The organism is Nocardioides stalactiti (assembly GCF_014180715.1).
GTDB classification, from domain to species: Bacteria; Actinomycetota; Actinomycetes; order Propionibacteriales; family Nocardioidaceae; genus Nocardioides; species Nocardioides stalactiti.
In genome coordinates this window covers 36,186-51,874 of the sequence record NZ_JACEFC010000016.1, presented here as the reverse complement: position 1 = coordinate 51,874, position 15,689 = coordinate 36,186, and the positions used below count along the sequence as shown (strand labels likewise).

General features: G+C 70.2%; 16 protein-coding genes. All 16 read right to left on the bottom strand.

Features of this window, described 5'->3' with window-relative positions; translation table 11 throughout:
* A partial coding sequence (locus H0487_RS05320; protein ID WP_183093090.1) for an ABC transporter ATP-binding protein occupies nt 1-679 on the bottom strand: 679 nt, incomplete at its 3' end.
* 50 nt (nt 680-729) lie between these two features.
* Nucleotides 730-1,974, bottom strand: a complete 1,245-nt coding sequence (locus tag H0487_RS05315; protein ID WP_220793106.1) for an NAD(P)/FAD-dependent oxidoreductase — start codon at nt 1,972-1,974, stop codon at nt 730-732.
* Between the two features lie 30 nt (nt 1,975-2,004).
* Entirely contained in the window at nt 2,005-2,196 is a 192-nt protein-coding gene (locus tag H0487_RS05310) for a ferredoxin (protein WP_183093185.1), read from the bottom strand.
* An 83-nt stretch (nt 2,197-2,279) separates the two neighbouring features.
* Nucleotides 2,280-3,578, bottom strand: a complete 1,299-nt coding sequence (locus H0487_RS05305) for a phytoene desaturase family protein (protein WP_183093184.1) — start codon at nt 3,576-3,578, stop codon at nt 2,280-2,282.
* 18 nt (nt 3,579-3,596) lie between these two features.
* Nucleotides 3,597-4,760: an acyl-CoA dehydrogenase family protein gene (locus H0487_RS05300; protein ID WP_183093183.1), complete on the bottom strand. Its 1,164-nt coding sequence runs from the start codon at nt 4,758-4,760 to the stop codon at nt 3,597-3,599.
* A gap of 2 nt (nt 4,761-4,762) precedes the next feature.
* On the bottom strand, nt 4,763-5,974 hold the full coding sequence (locus tag H0487_RS05295; protein ID WP_183093182.1) for an enoyl-CoA hydratase-related protein: 1,212 nt from the start codon (nt 5,972-5,974) through the stop codon (nt 4,763-4,765).
* 56 nt (nt 5,975-6,030) lie between these two features.
* Nucleotides 6,031-7,221: an acetyl-CoA acetyltransferase gene (locus H0487_RS05290; protein ID WP_183093181.1), complete on the bottom strand. Its 1,191-nt coding sequence runs from the start codon at nt 7,219-7,221 to the stop codon at nt 6,031-6,033.
* Nucleotides 7,221-8,549 carry an OB-fold domain-containing protein gene (locus H0487_RS24195; RefSeq protein ID WP_183093180.1) on the bottom strand — a complete coding sequence of 443 codons (1,329 nt, stop codon included), beginning with the start codon at nt 8,547-8,549 and terminating at the stop codon, nt 7,221-7,223. Before H0487_RS24195 ends, H0487_RS05290 begins: the two co-directional genes overlap by 1 nt.
* On the bottom strand, nt 8,546-9,763 hold the full coding sequence (locus tag H0487_RS05280) for an acetyl-CoA C-acetyltransferase (RefSeq protein ID WP_183093179.1): 1,218 nt from the start codon (nt 9,761-9,763) through the stop codon (nt 8,546-8,548). Before H0487_RS05280 ends, H0487_RS24195 begins: the two co-directional genes overlap by 4 nt.
* A gap of 13 nt (nt 9,764-9,776) precedes the next feature.
* Entirely contained in the window at nt 9,777-11,027 is a 1,251-nt protein-coding gene (locus H0487_RS05275) for an acetyl-CoA hydrolase/transferase family protein (RefSeq protein WP_183093178.1), read from the bottom strand.
* A complete protein-coding gene (locus H0487_RS05270; RefSeq protein ID WP_220793105.1) occupies nt 11,024-11,311 on the bottom strand; it encodes a hypothetical protein in 288 nt (95 codons plus the stop codon). Before H0487_RS05270 ends, H0487_RS05275 begins: the two co-directional genes overlap by 4 nt.
* Nucleotides 11,312-11,319: 8 nt before the next feature.
* Complete coding sequence (locus tag H0487_RS05265; RefSeq protein WP_183093177.1) at nt 11,320-11,874, bottom strand: aromatic-ring-hydroxylating dioxygenase subunit beta; 555 nt, start codon at nt 11,872-11,874, stop codon at nt 11,320-11,322.
* Nucleotides 11,871-13,154, bottom strand: a complete 1,284-nt coding sequence (locus H0487_RS05260) for an aromatic ring-hydroxylating oxygenase subunit alpha (protein WP_183093176.1) — start codon at nt 13,152-13,154, stop codon at nt 11,871-11,873. Before H0487_RS05260 ends, H0487_RS05265 begins: the two co-directional genes overlap by 4 nt.
* Before the next feature lie 73 nt (nt 13,155-13,227).
* Complete coding sequence (locus tag H0487_RS05255) at nt 13,228-14,109, bottom strand: enoyl-CoA hydratase/isomerase family protein (protein WP_183093175.1); 882 nt, start codon at nt 14,107-14,109, stop codon at nt 13,228-13,230.
* Nucleotides 14,110-14,112: 3 nt separating this feature from the next.
* Nucleotides 14,113-14,916: an enoyl-CoA hydratase/isomerase family protein gene (locus H0487_RS05250; protein ID WP_183093174.1), complete on the bottom strand. Its 804-nt coding sequence runs from the start codon at nt 14,914-14,916 to the stop codon at nt 14,113-14,115.
* Entirely contained in the window at nt 14,913-15,665 is a 753-nt protein-coding gene (locus H0487_RS05245) for an enoyl-CoA hydratase/isomerase family protein (protein ID WP_312855829.1), read from the bottom strand. The genes H0487_RS05250 and H0487_RS05245 overlap by 4 nt, the downstream gene beginning before the upstream one ends.
* Between the last annotated feature and the right edge of the window lie 24 nt (nt 15,666-15,689).

Sequence of the window (15,689 nt, the reverse complement as noted above, 5' to 3'; positions counted from 1 at the left end):
TCTCCCGCGGGCCGTACATGGCCAGGTGCTTGTGGTAGAGCAGACCGATCTGGTCGGGCACGATCCGGACGCTGTTGACGTCGTGCGTCACGATCAGGAACGTCGCGTCGATCTGGGCGTTCAGGTCCACGAACAGCTGGTTGATGAACGAGGTACGCACCGGGTCCAGACCCGAGTCCGGCTCGTCGATCAGCAGGATCTCGGGGTCCAGCACCAGGGCGCGGGCCAGGCCCGCACGCTTGCGCATACCGCCGGAGATCTCACCGGGTAGCTTGAACTCCGCACCGAGCAGACCGACCAGGTCCATCTTCTCCATGACGATGTCACGGATCTCCGACTCCGACTTGCGCGTGTGCTCACGCAGCGGGAACGCCACGTTGTCGTAGAGGTTCATCGAGCCGAACATCGCGCCGTCCTGGAACAGCACCCCGAACAGCTTGCGGATCTCGTAGAGCTCCTTCTCCGAGCACGAGGCGATGTCGGTGCCCTCGATCACGATCGAACCCTCGTCAGGCTTGATCAGGCCGATGAGCGCCTTGAGGAAGACGGACTTGCCCGTACCGGACGGACCCAGCATCACGGAGATCTCACCGGCAGGCAGCGTCAGCGTGACGCCCTTCCAGATGAGCTGCTTGCCGAACTGCTTGGTCAGGTTGGTCACTGCGACATCGACACCCACGTCGGATCCCCCTCTTGTCTTTCGTCGGACTGGCCCTGCGTCGGACTCGACTAGCTCACGCCGGCAGCGGCGAGCTTCTCGGCATGGGCTGCGCGCCGCTTGTCGGCGAACTCGAGCGCCTCGGCCCAACCGGCGCCCTTCATGATCATCACGCGGTACTTCATGATCTCGGTCTGGCCGTTCACCGTGAGCGCGCCGATCAGGCGGTCGCCACGGCGGTAGAGCGCGACCCAGCGCTTCCCCTCGTCCGGGTCGCCGTCGACGAGGAGCACCTCGTCGGCTTCCGGCGAGCCGACGAACTGGATGCGGACGTCGTACCAGTCGGACCAGAAGTACGGCACCGTGCCGTACGGCTTGGCGTTCTCGGGATCCAGGGCGTTGCGGGCAGCCGCGGCTCCCTGCTCGGCGGCCGCCGTCCAGTTCTCCATCCGTTGCCGCTGGCCCAGCGTCGGGTTCACCCAGCTCGCCACGTCCCCGGCGGCGTACACCCCGGGAACGCCGGTCCAGAGGTTCTCGTCGCACACGATGCCGTTGTCGAGCATCAGGCCGGACCCGGCCAGCCAGTCCACCGACGGGACGACTCCGATGCCGACCACGACGAGGTCGGCCTCCACGACCGTGCCGTCATCGAGCACGACGCGCTCGACCTTGCCGTTGCCCTCGATCGACGCGACGCCCGCGCCACAGCGGAGTGCCGTGCCGTTCTTCTCGTGCAAGGACGCGATCGCGGCACCCATGTCGCGCCCCGTCGCACGCACCAGCGGCGTCGGGAGCGCCTCGATGATGGTGGCGTCGAGGCCCCGCTTCCGGGCAGTCGACGCCACCTCCGAGCCGATGAAGCCCGCGCCGATGACGACCGTGCGGGCACCTTCCTCGAGCTTCGCCCGCACCGCCAACGAGTCGTCCAGGGTGCGGAGCGGATAGACGCCGTCGAGTCCCTCGGCACCCGGGATCAGGCGCGGGTGCGCGCCGGTGGCGATGACGAGGAGGTCGTAGCGAACGGTCTCGGCACCGAGGTGGACCGTCCGGCCCACGGTGTCCAAGCCGGTCGCCGCGACCCCCAGCCGGACGTCGACGTCCAGCTCGTCCCGGAGCGTCTCCTCCGTGCGGAAGTACGTCGGCTCCGGCAGCACGCCGCTCTCATCGGCAACGCCGAGGAAGGCCTTGGACAAGGGTGGACGGTCGTAGGGAAGGTGGTCCTCCTTGCCGATGAGGACGATCTCGCCCTCGAAGCCGGCCTTGCGCGCCGCCTCGACCGCGCGGAGACCCGCGAGCGAAGCCCCGACGACGACCAAGCGGCAAGAGGGATCGGCGACAGCCACCGATCAGCGCTCGATGCTCAGAGCCTCGGTCGGGCAGCCGGCGACGGCTTCCTCGACCTCCTGCAGCTCCGCGTCGGTGATGTCCTCCTTGAGCAGGAGGAGGTCACCATCGTCATTGACCTCGAAGAATTCCGGCGCGAGCGATTCGCAGATACCGAGGCCCGTGCACTTCTCAAAGTCGACGACACACTTCATGGAACTCACCCTCTTCGGACGGACTGTTACAGCGAGGATAACTTGACTTATGCTCGCTGTGAAGTCCCGTTTCTAATTTGAATTCAAGAACCGGCAGGGGCGAACGCCGCAGTGATCTTGCCGACCACGATCTCTGCGGTCTCCGCGCACGCCGTGGTGCCGCCGTTGGCGTACTCCTTCACCGCGTCCCCGACGTTCCACAGACCGGCGAAGGGCGTGTCGTGGGTCATGTCGAAGCCCGCGACCGCGCGCTGCGGCGGCCATTCGTCCTTCGTCGTGACCTTGCTGAGGATCCGCGCCCGCTCGTCGAACCCAGGGATCGTCTCCCGGAGGTCGTCGAGGAGGAGCGCATACTCGGCCTCCTCGTCGAAGACGCCGACCGACGGCTTCGGGACACCCGTGCCGACGTAGAGGTGCCACCCGTCGGGCGCCATCTCCGGGCAGATGTCGGTGTAGTTCGCGATGTAGGCCAGGCGGCGCGACGTGGCGAAGCTCAGCATTCCGGGAGCGTCGATGAGCCGCTCCTGGCTGGCGAAGTTCACGGTGATCATCGCGGTCGGCCGGTCGTTGCGCTTGACCGTCTCCTGGAACTCAGCAGGCACGTTGTCCTCCCCGAGCAGGCGCACCGTGGCGGCCGGGCCGACGTTGCTCACCACGACGGGCGCATGGAGGGTCTCGCCGCCCGCGAGGACGACGCCGGTGACGCGGTCACCGTCGAGCAGGATCCGCTCCACCTCCGTCGAGAGACGGACCTCGCCGCCGTCGCGCTCGATCGTCGCGGCGAGCCCCTTCCAGAGACCGATGGTCCCCTCGGGGTGGAATCCGAATCGCTTGAACGCGCTCTTGCGCGTGAAGTACGTCAGGAAGACGCGGGCCGGCAGGTCCTCCGAGCCGACCGCGAAGACCGACGCCGCCATGTTGCGGAAGATGCCGTGCACACCCTCGTTCTTCGTGTACTTCGAGACCCACTCGTGAAGCGTCATCTCCTCCTCGGGCAGCCCATCGTCCTTGCGCGCCGCTCCGATGCCGCCGACGAGCTTCGCCCCCTGCCGGGTGAGCTTCTGGAGCAGGAAGCCCCAGCCGCCACCGGTGACGTCGACGTCCTTGCCCTTGATCCGGTAGAGGATCGGTGGGCTGGGCTCACGGATGTCGAACGGCGCGCCCACCTCGCGACAGGTGCGCTCGGTGACGCCGCCGACCTCGATGACGATCGCCCCGTCGTTGACCTGGAAGCCGTTCACGTCGGTCGTGGAGGCGCGGCCGCCCACCTTGTCGAGACGCTCGATGACGATGGTGCGGTAGCCCTGGTGCTGCAGCCGAGCAGCAGTGAAGAGACCACCGGCCCCGGCCCCGATGACGATCGCGTCGAAGTGCTGAGTCATGTCTGTTGCTCCTGGTTGTCAGTAGGACCGCGGCAGGCCGAGCGAGGTCTGCGCGACGAAGTTGAGGACCATCTCCCGGCTGACGGGAGCGGTGCGCATGAGCCGGGTGACGAACCACAGCTCCGAGAGCCCGTACTCGTGCGAGAGGCCGTTGCCGCCGTGGACCTGGATCGCCTGGTCGAGCGCCTTGAGCGCGGCCTCGGCACCGACGTACTTCGCGATGTTGGCCGCCTCGGCGACGCCGTGCGCGTCCTCGTCGTACAGGCGCGCAGCGTTCTGCGTGGCGAGGCGGGCGACCTCGACGTCGATGTGCGCGGCGGCGAGCGGGTGGGCGATGCCCTGGTGCTGGCCGATCGGGACGTTCCAGACGGCACGGTTCTTGGCGTAGTCCGACGCCTTCTCGACGGCGTACCGACCCACACCGGAGGTGATCGCTCCGACCAGGATGCGCTCCGGGTTGAGCGCCGCGAAGACCTGGCGCAGGCCCTCGCCGGCCTGACCGACGAGGGCTTCGGGGCCGACGCGGACGTCGTCGAGGAACACGCTGAACTGCTTGTCGGGCGAGACGATCGACGTGTCGATCTTCTGGAAGCTCAGACCGGGGGCGTCGGTCGGGATGACGAAGATCGAGAGCTTCTTCTTGTCCGGCGTCGAGAGGTCCGCGTCGCGAGCGACGAGCAGGACGGCGTCGCACTGGTCGATCGCGGAGATGTAGTACTTCGATCCGCTGATCCGCCACCCGTCCCCGTCCCGGGTGGCCGTCGTTGCGACCTCGTGGCTGTTGGATCCCGCGTCGGGCTCGGTGAGACCGAACGCGATCTTCTTGGTGCCCGCGGCGATGCCGGGGAGCCACTCCTGCTTCATCTCCTCCGAGGCGTGCGCTGCCAGGATCGAGCCGATCATGGCCGGGGAGATGACCCACACGAGCATGGGCAGGCCGTGGGCCGACAGCTCCTCGACGACGACGACGGCGTCCTGCATGCCACCGCCACCTCCGCCGTACTCCTCGGGGAGGTGGACGCCGAGGAGCCCGGCCTGGCCCAGCTCCTGCCAGAGCTCGGTGACGTCCTCGCCGGCGCGCGAGCGCTCGAGGAAGTAGCGCTGGTCGTACCGCGCGCAGATCTTCGCGACGCTCTCGCGGATCGCGCGGTGGTCGTCGGTGTCGTGGATCAGTCCCGGCATCGTCAGGCTCCTTCGAAGGTTGGGCGTTGCTTGTCGAGGAAGGCCTGGACGGCTCCTCGTGCGTCTGCGGTGCGTCCGGTGGCGACCAGCGCCGCCGTCTCCGCGTGCAGCTGGTCGGAGAGGCTGCGGGACCAGGAGTCCCGCAGGAGGGCGCGCATCTGTCCGTAGGCGCGGGTGGGGCCGGCGACGAGGCGATCAGCGATGGCCACGCCCCGCTGGCGCGCCTCCAGCACCGGCACGACCTCGGTGACGAGGCCGAGCTCGAGGGCCTCGTCCGCGCGGATCGGTTCGTTCGCGAGGTAGGCCCACGAAGCCCGGGCGGGCCCGATCCGGCGTGGGAGGTGCCACGTGCCACCGCCGTCGCCGCTGAGGCCGATCGCACCGAAGGCCGTGACGAAGCGCGCGTCGTCGGACGCGATCACGACGTCGGCGGCGTAGACCAGCCCGATCCCGCCGCCGGCGACGGAACCCTGGGCGACGGTGATGATCGGGGCGTCCAGATTGGCCAGGACCTGGAAGGCCAGGTGGAACGGAGTGGTCATCCGGCGCAGCAGCGCACCCATGTCCTCGCCGGCGTTCGCGGTGAAGTAGCCGATGTCGCCGCCGACGGTCAGGTCCGGGCCGTCCCCGACCACCAGCAGCGCGCGGACGCTCGGGTCCCCGGCCACCCGGAGGGCGGCCTCGAGGAGCTCGTCGGCGACGCGCTGGTCGATGGCGTTGCGGCGGTCGGGGCGCGAGAGCCGCAGCGTCGCCAGCCCGTTCACGACCGACAACGACATGGTCTGCAGCGGGGTCTCGGAGCGGTCCAGCGCCGCGAGGAAGGACGCCGAGTCGGTGGTCTGCACGATGCCGCAGACGAGCCCGTCCCGGACCTCCCAGACGTGGGTGAACGCAGCGCTCAGCGGCTGTCCACTGCGACGCCCCTTGCCCTCGTAGGTCCCCTCGACCAGGACCCGCCCCTCACCCAGCGACGTCCAACGCTCGGGTACAGCGCGCACCCGCCACCGCGCACCGATCGCGAACCAGACCTCGTCGATCATCGCGTCCGGCCCAGCGTGCTCCCCACCGATGCCGAACGGGAGGCCGGCGGTCACGCGCCCGACGAAGTCCTCGGACATGCAGGCGTGGATGGTGGGCCGGTCGCCCGCCGCGAGGGCGGCATACAAGCCCTCGAGCAGCGCGCGCTCAGGTGCGGCGGCCAAGACATCCTCCATAGAATCGAAGATAGATTAAATTATGCGTTCGCGCTAGTGGGCCCGCAGCAGCTGGCTCAGCCGCGCTGGTTGCCGACGACGGACACGAACGACACGCACCCGCCGGGGCGGCCACCGAGGTTGTGGGTCAGCGCCAGCCGCGGGCCGGCGAGCTGCCGCGCGCCCGCCTCGCCCCGCAGCTGGAGCCAGACCTCGTAGAGCATCCGGAGCCCGCTCGCACCGACCGGGTGGCCGAACGACTTCAGGCCACCGTCGACGTTGACGGGGAGCCGACCATCACGATCGAACTCACCGGCGAGGACGTCCTTCCAGGACTGCCCGCGGTCGGTGAACCCGAGGTCCTCCATGAGGACGATCTCGGTCGGGGTGAAGCAGTCGTGCACCTCGGCGAGCGAGATCTCGGACCTCGGGTCCGTGATTCCCGCCTGGGCGTAGGCATCGGCAGCGGAGCGGACCACCTCGGGGAAGGTGGTGAAGTCGTACGCCGGGTCGAGGCCACCGCGCATCGGGCCGGCCGCCAGCGAGAGCGCCTTCACGAAGATCGGGCGGTCGGTGTAGTCGTAGGCCTCCTCGGCCCGGACGATCAGCGCCGCAGCGGCCCCGTCCGACACCCCCGAGCAGTCGAAGATCCCCAGCCGACCGGCGACCTTGGGCGCACGGTCGATCGTCTCCCGCGTGACTTCCTTGCGGAACTGCGCCTTCGGGTTGAGCGCGCCGTTGACGTGGTTCTTCCAGGCGACGTGCGTCATCGCCTCCCGCATGGCGCCGGGGTCGACGCCGTACTTGTTCGTGTAGGCCGGGTCCAGGAGGGAGAACGCCGCAGGCGCCGTCAGCGAGAGCTCGGCAGCGGTGCCGTCGGAGGGCGGATCGGCCCGTAGGAGCCCGGAGAAGCCCGAGTCCTTCAGCTTCTCGACCCCCACGGCCATCACCCGGTCGTAGGCGCCGGACGCCACCGCGTAGCAGGCGTTGCGGAAGGACTCCGATCCCGTCGCGCAGTAGTTCTCGACCCTGGTCACCGGCTTGTAGTCGATGCCGAGCGGTCGGCTGAGTGTCAGCCCGGACTGGCCGGACGACAGGGTGCCCAGCCAGTAGGCGTCGACGTCGTCCCGTTGGACCCCGGCCGCGCCGAGGGCCTCCCCGACCGCGTCGAGAAGGAGGTCGTCCGTCGAGGACTCCCACCGCTCCCCGAACCGGGTGCAGCCCATGCCGACGATCGCGACCGCGTCCTTGATCCCCTTGCTGGCCATCAGCGGACCACCGCCTTCCAGAAGTAGTTGTGGACGGCTCCGGCGGTGAACAGCCGCCGGAACGTCAGTCCCACCTCGGAGCCCACCGAGAGCGCGTCCGGATCTGCGTCGGCGACCTCCAGGGTCGTCCGCCCTCCCCCGGCGAAGTCGACGACGACGTCGACGACGGGCGGCGACGGCGAGAAGGCCAGGTGGTCGACCGTGAACGTGGCGACCGTGCCGGTCAGGTCCGCGACCGACAGCGCCTCCATGGCATCGAGGCTCGAGCACGCCCGGCACACCCGCAGCGGGGGCAGGTGGAGGAAGCCGCACTCGACGCAGCGGGATCCGGCGAACCCGAACTTCCACCCGCCCGCTCGGGACGAGGGAGGTCCCGCCGGACGGTCGGGCTCGGGCCGCCGTGGGAGCTCGCGCTCGAGGAGGCCGCGCCAGGAGAGGTACGTCGGGTAGGGCACGTCGCGACCGCGTTCGACCTGGTCGGCGACAGGCCGTGGCGCTCGATGACCAGGCAATCGGGCGGTCGTCCTGAGCAGGAGGCCGTCGCAGCCGTCAGTCGCCGAGAGGACCAGGATCGTCTCGTCAGGGCCCGCTACGTCCAGGACCGCCGCGAGGCCGAGCAGCGGGTCCGCCGCGCCGGCGAAGCCGATGGGCGACCCGACCGTGGAGCGCGCGCCCTTGACGAGAACCTCCGGCCGCTTTGTGATGCCGGCGTTGCCGCTCGTGATCACGACGTGGTCTGCCTCCGGAAGGCCGGCCTCAGTGAGGAGCTCGGCCGCGACGTCGCGCACGAGCCCGGCGTACTGCTCGAAGCCGAACCGCTCCTCCCACTGCTCCCCCGTCGCACGACGGGGGTCGCGCCAGCGGTCCAGGAGCTCGAGCGTCCGGGACGCGAGCCCGAGCACCTCGGCGACCGCCTCCCCCTCGCCGAGCAGGAGGGCTGCGGCACCGTCGCCGCCGGCGCGCTCGTCGAGCGAGCCCGGCTTGCCGAGCCGCACGTCGGAGGCGACGACCAGGCCGCCGGTCGCCAGCGCAGCGCGGACACCTGCGAAGGTGGACCGCACGGACCCGATCAGGTCGGCCGCCGGGACCGAGGGCGGGAGCCGCAGGGCCGCGTGCACGGCCGCTGCGTTGGTCTTGTCGAGGTACGGCGGGGAGGTCGTGGCCCACCACAGCGAGGCCTCGGTCGTCATGCCCCGGGCCGCCTCGACTGCCATGGTGGTGGCGTCCTCGTCGAACGAGGCCACGACCCGGCGGCCACGGAGGCCGCTGTCGCGTCCCAGCCGGTAGGCCGGGACATAGGCGCCGTAGGCGAGGATCCCGATGCTCACGAGGCCACCCCCCGGAAGAGAGCCGCGATGCCCTGGCCGCCGCCGATGCACATCGTCTCGAGCGCAAGGCCACCGCGGCGCCGGTCGAGCTCGTGCAGCATGGTGGTGAGGATCCGGACCCCCGTCGCGCCGATGGGGTGCCCGAGCGAGATGCCGGAGCCGTTCACGTTCAGCCTGTCGTCGACCTCGTCCAAGGTGAGGCCCCAGCCCTTCAGGACCGCGAGCACCTGGACGGCGAACGCCTCGTTGACCTCGATCAGGTCCAGGTCGTCGAACCCGACGCCCGTGCGGGCGAAGAGTCGCTCCACCGCGGCAACGGGGCCGATCCCCATGCACGCGGGGTCCACCCCTGCAGCGGCCCACCCCTCGAACCAGGCGATGGGCTCCAGGCCCAGCTCGTCCAGCCGGTCCTCCGCCACCACGAGGCAGGCCGCCGCGGCGTCGTTCTGCTGAGCAGCGTTGCCGGCGGTGACCGTGCCCCCAGCCGTGATCGTGCGCAGCTTCGCGAGCGTCTCCAGCGAGGACCCGGGCCGCACCCCCTCGTCGCGGTCGAAGACCACGTCGTCGCCGCGACGTTGCGGGACCCGGACCGGGACCACCTCCGCCGCGAAGGCACCCGACTCCCACGCCGCGGCCGCCCGCTGGTGGCTGCGAACGGCGAAGGCATCCGACTCGTCGCGGCCGACGCCGTACTTCACCGCGAGGTTCTCGGCGGTCTCGATCATCCCGCTGATCCGGCCGAAGCGCTCCTCGGGCTGGGACCGTTCACGTCCGCGGTCCAGCCGGTCGTAGAGCACCTGGTTGCCGGTGCGGGAGCCCCACCGAGCGGTCGTCGTGTAGTGCTCGATGTTGCTCATCGACTCGACACCCCCGGCGATCACCACGTCGGCGGCGCCGGTCTGCACCGTCATCGCGGCAGTGATCACGGCCTGGAGGCCCCCACCGCACCGGCGGTCGACCTGGAACCCGGGAACCTCGATCGGCAGACCGGCGGCGAGCGCCGCCCACCGTCCGATGCACGGGGCCTCGGAGTTCGCGTAGGACTGCGCGAAGGCCACGTCCTCGATCGCGGTCGGGTCGATCCCGCTGCGGTCGACCAGCGAGCGGATCGCCTGCTCCGCGAGCTCCTCGGCCCTCAGCGGTTGCAGGCTCCCCCCGAACCCGCCGACGGCGGTGCGGACCGGCGCGACGATCGCTGCGCGTCTGGTTGTCATGGTGCTGTTCTCCTCACCTCGACACCAGGACGCCTTCGGCGTCGGCCTCGAGTTCTGCTCGGTGGTCGGGGTGGGCGATGGCGATCATGCGCTCGACGCGCTGAGCCAGGGTGGCGCCGCGGAGGTCGGCACTCCCGTGCTCGGTCACCACCACCACGCCTTCGGCGCGCGGCGTGCTGACGGGTCCGGACAGCTGGGAGACGATCCGGCTCCTCCCCCGGATCGTCGACGGCAGGGCGACGATCGGCACCCCGCCGGGCGAGGCGTTGGCGCCGCGGATGAAGTCCACGGCACCGCCGACGGCACCGACGTACCGGCCGCCGGCGAGCTCGGAGTTGACCTGTCCGGTGAGGTCGACCTCGATCGCGGCATTGACGGCGACCAGCTGGTGCGACCTCGCGAGGACGGACGGGTCGTGGGTGTAGGCCGTCGACCGGAGCTCGACGGCGGGATTGCGGTGCGCCCAGCGGAAGAGGTCCGAGGTCCCTCCGAACAGACCGGCGACCGCGATGCAGCGGTCGAGCGACTTGCGTCGTCCGTTGGCGACGCCGGCTTCGACGAGCTTCATCGCGGTGTCGTTGAGGATGCCCGAGTGGATGCCGAGGTCGCGGTGCTCGAACAGCTCGGCGAGGACCGCCTCCGGTAGCGCACCGATCCCGAACTGGAGGGTGGCGCCGTCGGGGACCAGTCCGGCGACCTGCCGGGCCACGGCGCGCACGTCGTCGGTCATCGGTGGGGTCGGTAGCTCGACAGGGGGGCGCGAGACCTCGATCGCCGCGGTGATCTGGTCGGAGGTGATGGTCCGAGCCCCGAGCGTGAACGGGACCTGGTCGTTGATCTCGGCGATGACGACGCGCGCACTGTCGATCGCGGCCGAGAAGTAGTCGTCGCCCAACCCGAGGCTGTGGCGACCCTGCTCGTCGGGCGGCGAGACCTGGACGAGGACGACGTCGACGTGCAGCTCCCCGCCGGACAGGAGCGAGGGCAGGGTCGAGTAGTGGACCGGCCAGATCTCGAGCGCCTCCGCGTCGTGCAGCGCGGCGTTGCTGCCGGAGCCGCAGTAGGAGTGGACCGTCAGACCGGCCGGCAGGGTGTCCGCCGTCAGCGCGCTCTCGGCGGGGATCCCGACGAAGCAGCGCAGCCCTCCGATCCCGTCGGCCTGGCGGACCACCTCCTCCACGAGCGTGCTCGGCTCGGCGCAGGTCTGGCCCCACGTGAGGGTGTCACCTGGCCGGACGAAGCGCGCGAGGTCGATCGAGGTCACCCACGCCACCGCTCGTGGGACGGATCGAGCAGCTGGGTCAGGTGGCCGTCCTCGAGCCAGACCACCGTCTCCAGCTCGAGGGCGTCGAGAAAGCGGACTCGTCCCGACCGAAGGTCCTCGACCCGGAGTCGTACCGAGTTGCCCTGCTCGTCGAGGCGCACCGCGACCGAGGCGAACTCGCTCTCGACCACCCTGCCGGCGGGGACCGTGGCGCCCGCGGCTCCCTCGTCGAGGGTGACCTCGTGGCGCGGGCCCTCGCCGACCGCGTGCATCTCGTCGTTCATGGCCGGCCTCAGACCAGGAAGCCGAGCGTGGGCACGGCCTTGTCGTTGTCGACGAGCACGACCTTCTTGTAGGCCAGTCGGATCTCCCCGTCGATCCGCCGGATCCGGTAGGTCGTCCGGCCACCCCAGAGCTGGTTGCCCCGGGCACGGGACTCGAGCGCCAGGAAGTTCGCACTCACCTCCAGGTCAGTGCCACCGGCCGCATTGATCCGCCCGCCGATCAGCTCGATGTTTCCGAGGATGTGCCGGAGGTTGGATGGAGGGGCCTGCGCGTACCGCTTGCCGGTCTTGACCTGCTTCATCCGGGTCGAGATCCGGCTGCGGTTGTCGAAGATGATGGAGACGGTCGTGCGCGGGTGGTCACCTTCACCGTCGACCGGGACCCAGTAGATGGCGTCGTCGGTCCACAGCGCCTCCCATCCGTCGTAGTCGTTCTCGTCGGCCAGCCGCGCCTCCCGGAAGAGGAACTGCTCGACGTCCCGGACCTCCCACCCGTCCGGGACGTCGACCAGCTCGCCCGCGGTGTCCGGGCGCGGGGGAAGGTCAGTCAGGTGGGCGCTCATGCGTCGGCCTCCATCAGCGACTTGTAGTGACTCCAGAACCCGCGCATCGCGGTCTCGTCGGTGGCGGCACCGATCGTGAACCCGTCCTCGTCGACCGTCTCGCGCACCAGTCCGCGGCGGACGTCGAGCCATTCCGGGTCGGCCATCTCGACCCCGCGCTGGTTGCGCTCGTACATCTCGGTGTCGTCGGCGAGCAGCATCCCGGCCGGGCCGACGGAGCCGATCGACTGCGAGACCATCCGCATGTTCAGCTCGTGACCACCAGCGAACTGGACAGCCGTGGAGTACTGGACGCACTCGCCCACGCCGACAGGCTGGATGTTGAAGACCTGGATCTCGGCGATGAACAGGTTGGGGAAGATCATCACGTGCGGGGCGCCCTCGACGGTGCGTCGATGAGCATCCTCGCCGTACGACTCCGCCATCGACGCCAGGTAGCCCGGGACCTTGTCGGGCGTCGTCCCGAACCAGCGCATCGGCTCGTCGAAGGTACGGAACTCGGGGCGGAGGTCGTTCTCACTGTGGCCGTCGCCGAGGGCCCGGGTGACGGCGGTCGAGTTGTCGCTGTAGAGCGCACCGATCGGGCTACCTGCCACGCCGAAGATCGATCCGTGGACGAACTGCGGATGGTAGCCGTCGGTCTCGTTCTCGGCGAGGAACTTCCAGTTCGCCTTGGTCTGGTGGCGCAGCCAGCCGGCGTCGAGGGAGACCTTGCCCTCGGGCGAGAGCCCGACCAACCGGTCGATCTCGCCCTTCGCCGCACCGAGGTGCTCCTCGAGGGACGGCCCCTCCTGCGCGAGACTCCCGAAGACGAAGCCCTGGTAGGACGCGACGCGCGCGACCTTCCCCATCCCGAGCTCCAGCTTGTTCTTGCCGCCGTAGCCCTTGTTGTATGGGTAGCCGAGCAGCTCGCCGGTGTTGCGGTAGGTCCAGCCGTGGTACGGGCAACGGAACGAGCTGGAGTTGCCGGCCTTGTCGTCGCACACCTGCAACCCGCGGTGTGCGCACCGGTTGATGAGGAGGTGGACCTCGCCGTCCTTGTCCCGCGTCATGACCACGTCCTGGTCCGCGAGCTGCTTGCGGACGTAGTCGTTGGGCTCGGGCACCTCGCTCTCGTGTCCGACGAAGACCCAGGTCTTGTGCCAGATCTTGCGCAGCTCCTCCGCGAAGATCGACGGGTCGGTGTAGAGCGTGCCGTGGACGCGCGCGGGCTGGATCAGCCGGTCATAGCGACTCTCGCCCTCCACGACCTCGGCGGGCGACGGGACCAGTGCGGTCATGAGTTTTCCTCCTTGGGTGGAGTGGTCGGCGATCGGGCTCACGTCTCGCCCCGTTCTTTTAATCAAGATTAGATTAATCGCCGGATCGACGCAATGCCGGGGTGCCGAAAGACGGTCGACGCCGCTCGGCGAAGGCAGCGACGCCTTCGGTGAAGTCGTCGGTGTCCCACAGGGACACCTGGTTGTGGACCTCGAGGTCGAGGACGGCGAGGGGGTGGCGGGGCTCCCCGGAGAGCATCTGCTTGATCACGCCGAGCGCCAGCGGCGGTCCCGCCGCGAGCATCGTCGCGTCAGCCATCGCGACGTCCAACGCCGAGCCAGGCTCGACCACGCAGTCCACAAGCCCCATCGCCCCCGCTTCCGACCCGCTGACGCGGGTGCCCAGCATCAGCATCTGCCGGGCCCGGGCGGGTCCCACCCGCGCAGGCAGGGAGGCGAAGATGCCCATGTCGCCGGCCAGGCCGACGGTCGTGAACGTCGTCGCGAAGGTCGCGTCGGCCGCGGCCACCACCCGGTCGCAGGCGAGCGCCAGCGCGGCACCCGCCCCGAACGCCGGCCCCTCGACAGCGGCGACCACCGGCTTCGGCGTGTGCCAGAGCGCGCGTACGACGCGCTGCGCCGCTTGGGCGCGCGCGGTCGTCTCGTGCCGCGGCGCCCGCTGCATCGTGGCGATGTCACCACCCGAGCAGAAGGCTCCGTCGGCGCCGGTGAGCACGATCGCCCTCACGCTCGGGTCAGCGTCGGCAGCCTCGACCGCGTCGGCGAGCGCGTAGCGCAGGTCGAGATTGATCGCGTTCCTGACCTCGGGACGGTTCAGGGTGATCACGCGGACCGGGCCGCGGTCCTCGACCAGCACCGGCGCGGCGGGCGCGCGACTGACCGGCACCCCCGGCACCAGGCACGGCCCGGCAGGCGTGCCTCCCTCGAGCTCGCGCACTGCATCGACCACAGTCATCGGTCATCGCCCCTGGTAGACGCCGGGGCGGCGCTCGATCACCGCGGCGAGCGCCTCGCGGCTGTCGGCCGTCCCGGACAGCTCGGACACGACGCGTGCTTCCTCCGACAGCCGCTCGGCCACCGTCGCGCCGAGCCCGTCCCACACGAGCCGCTTCGTGGCGGTCAGCCCGAGGGGCGGCTGGGCCGCCAGCTCCGCAGCCAGCCCGTCGACGGCGTCGTCGAGATCAGCGTCGGGGACGACGCGCGAGACGATCCCGAGGTCGCGGGCCTCGGCCGCGGACAACGTCGGGTTGGTCAGCAGCAGGTCCATCGCCCGGCGCAGCCCGACGATGCGCGCCAGGGTCACCGTGGTGCCGCCGTCCGGCGCCATGCCCACGCGCACGGCACCCGAGAAGAGCTTCGCTCCCTCGCCCGCGACCACCAGGTCGGCAGCGCACACGAAGCCGAACCCAGCGCCGCCGGCTGCGAAGCCCTGCACCTTGACGATGACGGGCGCCTTGAGCTGGATGAGGGCTGCCGTGGCGAGCTGGAGCCAGGCGGTCGCCTCACGCAGGTAGTCGGGCAGAGCCTCTCCCTTGCTCGCGAACGTCTTGACGTCGCCGCCGGCACAGAAGTTGCGTCCTTCGCCGCTGAGGATCACCACCCGCACGGTCGGGTCGGCGTGACAGCGAAGGATCTTCTCGTGGAGCTCCCGAAGCAGCAGTGCGTCGACGGCGTTCGCGGACTCCGGGCGGTTGAGCCGGATCCTGGCGATGCCGTCGACGACGTCGAGGAGGACGAGGTCCCCGGGGTTCTCGGCAGTCATCGGCCGACCTCCTTCCGGCCGGCGAACGCCGACACGCTGGTTGAGCCGGCCGTGCCGGCGATGTGGTCCACGACGACGTCCATCTCGAGGTCGAGACCCGCCTCGAGGTCACCCTTGAGCCCCTCGCGCACCAGGCGCTTGATCGAGGCGAGTGCATCGGGCCGGCGTCCCGCCAGCTTGTTCGCGAAGGCCGCGACCTCGCGGTCGAAGGAGTCGGAGGAGTAGGAGCGGTACGCCAGACCCCACTCGACGGCCTCCACACCGGAGATCCGGTCGCCGGAGAGAAGGAGCCCGAGCGCGCGCTGACGGCCGACGAGCCGCGGGAGCCGCTGCGAGCCACCGCCGCCGGGCACCATCCCGAAGTTCGCGTGGTTGTCGGAGAGCTTGGCGTCGTGACGCACGAGCGCGACGTCGCAGGTCTGCATCAGCTCGAAGCCGCCCGCCATGGCGACGCCTTCGACCGCGGCGATGACCGGCTCCTGCACCAGCTCGACCGCAGCGCAGGCCGCTCGGAACGCGGCGAAGAGCCGACGCAGGGCGTCAGTTCCCTCCGCGCGGAGCCGCTGGACCTCGTCGAAGTCCCCACCGGCGCAGAAGTTCCCGCCGGCACCCCGGATGACGACGACGTTGACCAACGGGTTCTCCCCCGCGGCGAGGATCGCCTGCTCCAGCGCGATCGCCAGCGCGGTCGTCACGGCGTTCATCGCCTCAGGCCGTTCGAGAGTGATCCATCCGACGCCGTCCGCCACCTCCAGCCGCACGGGACCGCTCCA

What these genes read in the sequence shown, in the direction of transcription:
- H0487_RS05310 (WP_183093185.1), bottom strand. Translation starts at nt 2,196, where the DNA reads ATGAAGTGTGTCGTCGACTTTGAGAAGTGCACGGGCCTCGGTATCTGC.
- H0487_RS05305 (WP_183093184.1), bottom strand. Translation starts at nt 3,578, where the DNA reads ATGACTCAGCACTTCGACGCGATCGTCATCGGGGCCGGGGCCGGTGGT.
- H0487_RS05300 (WP_183093183.1), bottom strand. Translation starts at nt 4,760, where the DNA reads ATGCCGGGACTGATCCACGACACCGACGACCACCGCGCGATCCGCGAG.
- H0487_RS05295 (WP_183093182.1), bottom strand. Translation starts at nt 5,974, where the DNA reads ATGGAGGATGTCTTGGCCGCCGCACCTGAGCGCGCGCTGCTCGAGGGC.
- H0487_RS05290 (WP_183093181.1), bottom strand. Translation starts at nt 7,221, where the DNA reads ATGGCCAGCAAGGGGATCAAGGACGCGGTCGCGATCGTCGGCATGGGC.
- H0487_RS05280 (WP_183093179.1), bottom strand. Translation starts at nt 9,763, where the DNA reads ATGACAACCAGACGCGCAGCGATCGTCGCGCCGGTCCGCACCGCCGTC.
- H0487_RS05270 (WP_220793105.1), bottom strand. Translation starts at nt 11,311, where the DNA reads ATGAACGACGAGATGCACGCGGTCGGCGAGGGCCCGCGCCACGAGGTC.
- H0487_RS05265 (WP_183093177.1), bottom strand. Translation starts at nt 11,874, where the DNA reads ATGAGCGCCCACCTGACTGACCTTCCCCCGCGCCCGGACACCGCGGGC.
- H0487_RS05260 (WP_183093176.1), bottom strand. Translation starts at nt 13,154, where the DNA reads ATGACCGCACTGGTCCCGTCGCCCGCCGAGGTCGTGGAGGGCGAGAGT.
- H0487_RS05255 (WP_183093175.1), bottom strand. Translation starts at nt 14,109, where the DNA reads ATGACTGTGGTCGATGCAGTGCGCGAGCTCGAGGGAGGCACGCCTGCC.
- H0487_RS05250 (WP_183093174.1), bottom strand. Translation starts at nt 14,916, where the DNA reads ATGACTGCCGAGAACCCCGGGGACCTCGTCCTCCTCGACGTCGTCGAC.